The sequence below is a fragment of the Nocardiopsis sp. TNDT3 genome (genome assembly GCF_003427465.1).
In the GTDB taxonomy this organism is placed as follows: Bacteria; Actinomycetota; Actinomycetes; order Streptosporangiales; family Streptosporangiaceae; genus Nocardiopsis; species Nocardiopsis dassonvillei.
This window is the reverse complement of the sequence record NZ_QPFC01000524.1, coordinates 1-6269: the sequence shown is the minus strand read 5'-3', so window position 1 is coordinate 6269 and position 6269 is coordinate 1. Positions and strand designations below refer to the sequence as shown.

Sequence of the window (6269 nt, the reverse complement as noted above, 5' to 3'; positions counted from 1 at the left end):
CCCCCCCCCCGCGCCCGACCCCGACGGCGCCCTCCTCGGCTCACCCACGAGCGCGGCATCGCGGCCGCAGAGGCCCTGGTCCACGAACGGGCGCGTCCCGTGTGCGGCCCCCTCGTGCCGAGGTGCTGCACCCGGGCGCCGTTGCCGGGGACCCGGGCCGCGCGCACCTGTTCCTCAGCCGCCTGCCCGGGGTCCCCTGGACGGGGTCCGCCGCCCCGGACCGAAGGCCCGGTCCCGCGAGCGGTCAGTGGGCCCCGGGAGCCTGCGGTTCCCCGAGCCCGGCCTCGCGGCGGGCGCGGCGGCCCACCGCCTCCACCGCGCGCAGGGCGTCGCGCACGTCCCGGGCCGAGGGCGTGAACGCCAGGTTGTGGATGGTCTCCTCCGGCGCGGTCGCCGCGGCCACGACCCGGTCGAGCACCTCGTCGTCCGCGTCCCCCAGCCCCGCCTCGGTCAGGGTGGTCGGCAGGCCCACGCGGGCCGTGAACCGCGCGAAGTCGTCCACCTCCGAGGCCGGGGCGCCCTCCAGCAGCAGCTGGGTGAGCGAGCCGATGTTGACCTTCTCGCCGTGGGCGAGGTGGTGCGTCTCGTCCACCGCCGTCAGCCCGTCGTGCACCGCGTGCGCGGCGGCCAGCCCGCCGGACTCGAAGCCCAGGCCGGACAGCAGCGTGGTGGCCTCCACGACGGCCTCCACGTCCGGGGTCACCAGGCCGCGGTCCACCGCCTCCAGCGCGGGCAGGGACGACTCCCACAGGATGTCCCAGGACAGGCGCGCCAGGGTCGTGCCCGCCCGGGTCGGCAGGCCCTCCACCATGTTCGCGCTGTGCGCCCGCTCCACCGCGCGCGCCTCGATCCAGGTGGCGAGGGCGTCGCCGACCCCGGCGGCCAGGAACCGGGTGGGCGCCTCGGCCACGAACTGCGTGTCGACCACCACCAGCACCGGGTTGCGGTCGTAGAAGCGGTAGGACTCGAACGCCCCGGACTCGGTGTAGACCACCGACAGCGCCGACGTGGGCGCGTCGGTCGAGGCCACCGTGGCCGCGCTGACCCACGGGATTCCCGTGTTGTCCCCCGCGGCCTTGGCGGTGTCGATCGCGGCCCCGCCGCCCAGGCCGATGACCACGTCGTGGCCCCCGTCCCGGATCGTCCCGGAGACGCGTTCGGCCTCGGCCCTGGTCGGAACGCCGCCGAAGCCCTCGAAGACCAGGGGCAGGTCCGCCTCGCGGAAGGAGGCGGTGAGGACGTCCTCGGTCAGTCCGCGGACGACGTCGTCGACCAGGACGAGCGGGCGGGAGCCGTGGTCGGAGACGAGCGGGCCCAGCCGGGCCAGGGCGCCCCGCCCCTGGACGTAGCGCCCCGGCGAGGCGAAGACGCGCGGCCGGGTTCCTCGGGTGTGCTCTGCCATGGGGTGGAACCTCCTCCTCGGTGGATTGCCCTCCCCCTCCCCGCTGGCCGCGCACCCACCTGCCCAAACGTGCTGTGGCGAGGCATGGGCCACTCTTGGGCGCGAGAAGGGCGGGGTTGCGCCCCCAGCGGCCACCGTTCCCCCCGCTCCCCGGGACAACGGAAACGGGACCGCCCCCGAGGAGGCGGTCCCGTCGTCGTGTGCGGGGAAGGGCTAGCGCGGCAGGCGCTCGGCCAGCCAGGCCTCGACCTCGGCGGAGGAGCGCGGCAGAGCGGCAGACATGACCGTGCGGCCCTCCTCGGTGACCAGCACGTCGTCCTCGATGCGCACGCCGATGCCGCGCAGCTCCTCGGGGACGGTCAGGTCGTCGGGCTGGAAGTACAGGCCCGGCTCGACGGTGAGCACCATGCCCGGCTCCAGGTCCCCGTACAGGTGGACCTCCTGGCGCGAGACCGCGCAGTCGTGCACGTCCATGCCCAGCATGTGGCCGGTGCCGTGCAGGGTGTACCGGCGCTGCAGGCCCAGCTCCAGGACGCGCTCGACCGGGCCCTCCAGCAGGCCCCACTCGACGAGGCCCTCGGCGAGCACCCGCTGGGAGGCCTCGTGGAAGGCCACGAACGGCCTGCCCGGGGCGACGGCGGCGATACCGGCCTCCTGGGCGGCGTACACCAGGTCGTAGACGCGGCGCTGCACGTCGGTGAAGGTGCCCGACACCGGCATGGTGCGGGTGACGTCGGCGGTGTACAGCGTGGTGGTCTCCACGCCCGCGTCCAGCAGCAGCAGGTCGCCCTCGCGCACCGGGCCGTCGTTGCGGGTCCAGTGCAGGGTGGTGGCGTTGGCGCCGGAGGCCGCGATGGTGCCGTAGCCGACGTCGTTGCCCTCCACCCGGGCGCGGAGGAAGAACGTGCCCTCGATGAACCGCTCGGAGGTGTCCTTGGCCTGCGGCAGCGCCTCGACGACGTCGCCGAAGCCGCGCACGGTGGCGTCCACGGCCAGCTGGAGCTGGGCGATCTCCCACTCGTCCTTGACCAGGCGGTGGTCGGCCAGCGTGACGGAGAGGTCCTCGTCGAGCTGGGCGTACTTGGCCCGGGCCTCCTCGTCGGCGTCGGCGCGCAGACCGTCGACGATCGCGTCGAGCTCGGCGTCGTGGCCGCGCACGATGCGGGTGGTCGCGCCGCCCGCGCGCAGCACGCCGGACAGCGTGGTCACGTCGGCGGTGGCCACGCCCAGCAGGTCGGCGGCCTCGGAGAGGCTGTTGCGGCGGCCGGTCCACAGCTCGCCGTAGCCGCCCAGCCAGAACTCGCCGTTGTCGCGGTTGGAGCGGGGCTTGAGGTAGAGGACCACGTCGTGCCCGCCCTCGGCGCGGGGCGTGAACACCAGGCAGCCGCCGTCGGAGGTGTCGCCGGTGAGGTAGGCGTAGTCGGTGGCCGCCCGGAACGGGTACTCGGTGTCGTTGGAGCGGGTGAGCAGCTGCCCGGCCGGGACGACCAGGCGGTCACCGGGGAAGGCCGCGCTGAGCGCGGCGCGGCGGCGGGCGGTGTGCCCGGCCTGCTCGACGGGCTCCAGGTCGCGACGCTCGGTGTCGGCCCACCCGGTGGTCATCCACGCGGCGAGCTCGTCGGAGACCGACTGCGCCTGCCCGTTCTTGCGGGGACTGAACACGGGGGCGTTCGTCTCGTCCTGGGGGCGCTGCTGCTCGCTCACGTCGTGCGTCTCCTCGCGGGTCGGGCGTCGCGGCCGCTTGTGGCGGCCCTGGCCACCCATCGTACGGGGAGGCCCCGGGGTGCGGCCGTCGCGCGGACATACCGGAAGCCATAACGCGTCCGGCCCCTCCGGCGGCGGCGCGGCGGGCCGCACCGGCGCCCGCCGGGGACGGCCACGACCCCGGGCACCGCCTCAGGGGAGGCCTCTCCGGTCCCGGGACGCCCGCCTCCTCACACGAGGTCGTGGGCGAAGGGGATGGCCGTGCGGTGGGGCAGCTCGTCGATGTCGGCCGGGTCGACCGGCCGGTAGCCGATCCGCGTGTAGAAGGCGACCGCCTCGGGCTGGGCGGGACCGGTGAACAGCAGGACCCGGGTGTAGCCGAGGTCGCGGGCGGCCTCCTCCAGGGCGGTCATCACCCGGCTGGCCAGTCCGAGGCGGCGGTGACGCCCCGAGGTCCAGACGCGTTTGAACTCGGCGGTGTCGGCCATGGCCGCCCGGTCCTTCTTGTAGGGGCGCACGGCCCCTCCGGCGACGATCTCCCCGTCCAGTTCGGCCAGTACGAGACGGCCGTGGGGAGCGGCGAACTCGGTCACCGGGTAGCGCGCGAGCTCGTCGGCCGCGCCCTCGGCACCGTAGCGCTCGGTGTACTCCTCCAGCAGGCCGTCGAGCAGCCCCCGCACGCGCGGGTCGTCGTGGCGCACGCGCAGCATGCGGACCGCGCTGGTCCGCGGGTCCGCCGCGACGCCTTCGGCACTGGTCTCTGTCACGCGTTCCTCCCCGTGGCCGACGGGGCCTCCCGCCGCCGTGTCGGCGCGCGGTGCCCGGTTCCGCCGGAATACTACGCGTCGGATCATCGGACCTGCGACGCGGGCCGTGCGCCCCGCCGGACCGGCGCGGTCGGTCAGTCGGCGTTGGGCCCGTACCTGTTGTCGCGGTCCTCCGGGTCGTCGGGGTCGGCGATGCTGCCCAGGGCCGCGGCCACCGGCGGCAGGACGGCCGCCACCGCGCACATGGCCACCGCCCATCCCGCGCCGAAGAGGTAGTAGACGGGCAGCGCTCCGGCGAACAGGAGCAGGCACGCTCCCATGACGAGGCTGTACCGGCGTACGCGTCGCTTCATCGCGGCCCCCTCGGTCCACGGGAACCCCTCCACGCTACCCGGGGCGCTGTCCCGGCCCGGGCCGCCAGCCCCGCGAAGGCGCGACCGCCCGTGCCGGAGCCGGGCGCGGGCCCCTGCGCGTCCGGACCGCGAGCCCGCCTTCAGGCCCCCGCGGCGGCCCGGTCGTCCGCTGGCGGCGGGGAGGGCTCCCCGGCGGGCGCGGAGGGCGCCCGGAAGAGGGTGCGGGCGCGCATCGACCGGAACCCGTTCTCGATCTCGTACCCGGCCTCCAGCAGCCGCTGCCTGGCCTCCTCGGCGCTGCGCACGGTGGCCTCGTCGAAGAGGAGGTTGTAGTAGCGCTCGGGCACCCGGTTGAGCACCGCTCTGAGGGCCCGCAGCGACGCGGTGGCCGCCGCGTCCCCGCCGGGGGCCTCGGGAAGGATCCCGTAGGCGCGGCGCGCCCACGCGGGCAGGGTGGCGTAGGACAGGGCGCCGACCGGGAACCACAGGGGCTTGAGCGGGGCGAGCCAGGACAGGCGCTCGGGCACCTTGGGCCACAGCAGGAAGCGCACCGCCTGCCGGGCCTCGGGGGTGGCGCGCAGGACGGGCCGGACCGAGGCCAGGTAGCGGCGCAGGTCGGCGACCGAACGCGGCACGTCCTCGCGCGACAGGCCCACGTAGGCGGCCGTGTGCGACTGCTCGTCGAGGTAGCGGTTCGCGTCGCGGGCGGTCAGCGCGACGCCCGCGCGCACCGCGTTCTCCAGGTAGGAGGAGACCTCCGCGCAGTGCACCCACACCAGCAGGTCGTGCTGGTCCACCCGGTGCGGGCGGCCGGTGGCCGGGTCGGTGAAGGACAGCGCGCGGTGCACCCGGCGGGGCTGCCGTAGGTGGTGACGGCCACGAAGTGGGCGGTGCGCATCAGGCGGCCGGTGGGGTCGGAGCGAAAGTCCGAGCGCTGCCACACCCCCTGCATGGCCACGGGGTGCAGGGCCTGGAGCATGAGGGCGCGCACGCCCGCCACCCACATCGACCGGTCCAGGTGGATCTTCCAGGTGACGCTCTCGGGGGCGGCGACGGTCGGCTGCATCCGGTCTCCTACGGGCTGCGGGGGGAGTTCGCACCGTGACGGCTCTGCACCTCCACGATAGGTCCGGTGCTCCCCCGACTCCCGGCGGGTCCGCGACGCGGCCGACTCGTGACCGGGCCTTGGGCGAACCGGGAGGTGGCCCGGGAGCAGTCTGGGTAGTGGGACCGCCCGGTCCGCGGGCGGTCACCGGGAGCCGAGGAGGCGAGCCATGTCCGCCCCACCCCAGGCCCACCCGTCCTTCGACACCGACCGGTACGTCCGTGCCGTGGAGTCGGCCGACGCCGAGGCGATGGTGGCCCAGTACAGCGACGACGCCCGGATGGAGATGATCGACCGGCGGACCCCTCCCAGCGCCCCGACGGTCCTGCGCGGCAGGGAGGAGATCGGGCAGGCCCTGCGGGACGTCTGTTCGCGCGAGATGACCCATGAGGTGCTCCAGTGCGTGTCCGACGGCGAGCACGTCGCCGTCACCGAGCGGTGCACCTACCCCGACGGCGGCAAGGTCATGAGCATGGCCATGCTGGACCTGCGGGACGGGCGCATCGTGCACGAGTCCGTGGTCCAGGCCTGGGACGAGGGGTCCGTGGACGCCCCCCAGGGGGCCCGGTTCGACGGGGCCGAGCAGACCCAGGAGTTCGAGCGGGGGCGTATGGAGGTCGTCCGCGTCGGCGGACGGGCGGTCACGCGTCTGACGCTGATGCCCGGCTGGCGCTGGTCCGAGCACCTGCGGCCCCTCCAGGGCACGGACAGCTGCATGAGGACCCACTGCGGCTACATGGTCTCGGGCTCCCTGGCCTGCCGCATGGACGACGGAACCGAGCGCGAGTTCGGGCGGGGCGACGTCGTCTTCATCCCGCCCGGGCACGACGGCTGGGTCGTGGGCGGGGAGACCGCCGTCATGATCGACTGGTGCGCGGCCGAGTCCTGACGAACGCCCGGCGCCCTCGGTGACCGTGCCGGCCGGCGGGGTCACCGAG

5 protein-coding genes and 1 pseudogene are annotated in these 6269 nt (G+C 75.1%); 1 reads left to right on the top strand and 5 read right to left on the bottom strand.

Annotated elements, in window-relative coordinates:
• Window positions 1-244 precede the first annotated feature (244 nt).
• The 5 genes and pseudogenes from DQW06_RS13700 to DQW06_RS13680 all read right to left on the bottom strand — a co-directional run bounded on the left by DQW06_RS13700 (window position 245) and on the right by DQW06_RS13680 (window position 5292).
• A complete protein-coding gene (locus DQW06_RS13700; protein ID WP_013153453.1) occupies window positions 245-1402 on the bottom strand; it encodes a glycerol dehydrogenase in 1158 nt (385 codons plus the stop codon).
• A gap of 213 nt (window positions 1403-1615) precedes the next feature.
• Window positions 1616-3106 (bottom strand): aminopeptidase P family protein, encoded by a 1491-nt coding sequence (locus DQW06_RS13695; protein WP_013153454.1) that lies wholly within the window; start codon window positions 3104-3106, stop codon window positions 1616-1618.
• 230 nt (window positions 3107-3336) lie between these two features.
• On the bottom strand, window positions 3337-3873 hold the full coding sequence (locus DQW06_RS13690; RefSeq protein WP_071622208.1) for a GNAT family N-acetyltransferase: 537 nt from the start codon (window positions 3871-3873) through the stop codon (window positions 3337-3339).
• Between the two features lie 134 nt (window positions 3874-4007).
• Window positions 4008-4226 (bottom strand): DUF3099 domain-containing protein, encoded by a 219-nt coding sequence (locus DQW06_RS13685; RefSeq protein ID WP_013153456.1) that lies wholly within the window; start codon window positions 4224-4226, stop codon window positions 4008-4010.
• Window positions 4227-4366: 140 nt separating this feature from the next.
• Window positions 4367-5292, bottom strand: a pseudogene (locus DQW06_RS13680) (oxygenase MpaB family protein).
• A gap of 208 nt (window positions 5293-5500) precedes the next feature.
• Here DQW06_RS13680 and DQW06_RS13675 point away from each other — a divergent pair.
• A complete protein-coding gene (locus tag DQW06_RS13675) occupies window positions 5501-6220 on the top strand; it encodes a nuclear transport factor 2 family protein (protein ID WP_117198583.1) in 720 nt (239 codons plus the stop codon).
• The last annotated feature ends 49 nt before the right edge of the window (window positions 6221-6269 follow it).

Excerpts from the sequence above, each read along its gene's own strand:
- DQW06_RS13700 (WP_013153453.1), bottom strand. The coding sequence starts at position 1,402 with ATGGCAGAGCACACCCGAGGAACCCGGCCGCGCGTCTTCGCCTCGCCG.
- DQW06_RS13685 (WP_013153456.1), bottom strand. The coding sequence starts at position 4,226 with ATGAAGCGACGCGTACGCCGGTACAGCCTCGTCATGGGAGCGTGCCTG.
- DQW06_RS13675 (WP_117198583.1), top strand. The coding sequence starts at position 5,501 with ATGTCCGCCCCACCCCAGGCCCACCCGTCCTTCGACACCGACCGGTAC.